The following is a 1,033-nucleotide window of genomic DNA, read 5'->3' on the forward strand; positions in this document are numbered from 1 at the left end:
GCAGCAGCCGTGGGCCCCCGCGGCAGAGGCCGCTCCTGCGTGGGGTGACGCCGAGCCGTCCGCCCCGCAGCAGCCGGCGCCCACCGAGGAGCCCGCGCCGTCGTTCACCGCGTACAGCGGCTACTCCGGCTGGGCCGGCAGCGCCGACCGTCCGGCGATCGACTACCAGGCGCCGTACGTGCCGTTCGAGCGCACGCTCGACGAGGCCCGTGCGTGGCACACCGGGGCGATCCCGGTCGTCCCGGAGCCCGCCCGCCGGCGCGCCGAGCCCGTCGCGGCGCAGCCCGAGGCCCTGCAGCACCGCGAGGCCGAGCCGGTCGCCGAGCAGCTGCCGAGCCGGCACGCGGCGGCGCCCGTCCCCGTGCTGCTCGAGCCGGACCCGGAGGAGGAAGCCCCGGCCGCGCCGTGGGCGCCCGTCCCCGCCCCGCAGCAGGCGGTCGCCGAGCAGCAGCCCGCCTGGGCCCCGACGGCACCCGAGGCGCCGCAGTGGCAGGCGCCGCAGTGGCAGGACGAGGCCCCGGCCGCTCCCGTCGCGCCGGTCCAGCAGCCTGCCGCCGAGGAGCGCCCCGCGACCCCGGCGTGGAGCCGCCCGTCGAACGGCTGGCAGGCGCCCGTCGAGCAGCCGACGCAGATGTTCTCGCCGGTCGAGGCCGCCGAGGCCGTCGCGTTCCCGCAGGCCCCGGTGCAGCAGCCGCCGGCCCCGCAGGCACCGGCGTACCAGGCCCCGGCGGAGCAGCCCGCGCCCCTGGCGCAGCGCTCGCCGGCACCGCAGGCCACCGCGCAGCCGGCGTGGCAGGCCGCCCCGGCGCCGTCGGCCCCCGCCGGCCAGGACGCCCCGGCGTTCGGCGACCTGGTCCGCCCGGTCGACGACAAGCCCAAGCGTCGCTGGGGTGCCTTCTTCGGCCGCCGCAAGGAGGACGAGGCGGAGCCGGAGACCGGCCAGCAGGCCGCCGCGCCGAGCGCCCCCGTGCGGTCGTCGGCATGGGGCGCCGAGCCGGCTGCCCCGGCCGCCGGCGGCTGGCAGGCCCCGACG

At 81.0% G+C, this 1,033-nt stretch carries 1 pseudogene; it reads left to right on the top strand.

Going from position 1 to position 1,033, the window contains the following annotated elements:
* Positions 1-1,033: pseudogene (locus tag AB6N23_RS09235) on the top strand (hypothetical protein); the annotation flags it as partial.

Origin of the sequence: Cellulomonas pasadenensis, from assembly GCF_047229365.1 — a bacterium.
Classification (GTDB): domain Bacteria; phylum Actinomycetota; class Actinomycetes; order Actinomycetales; family Cellulomonadaceae; genus Cellulomonas.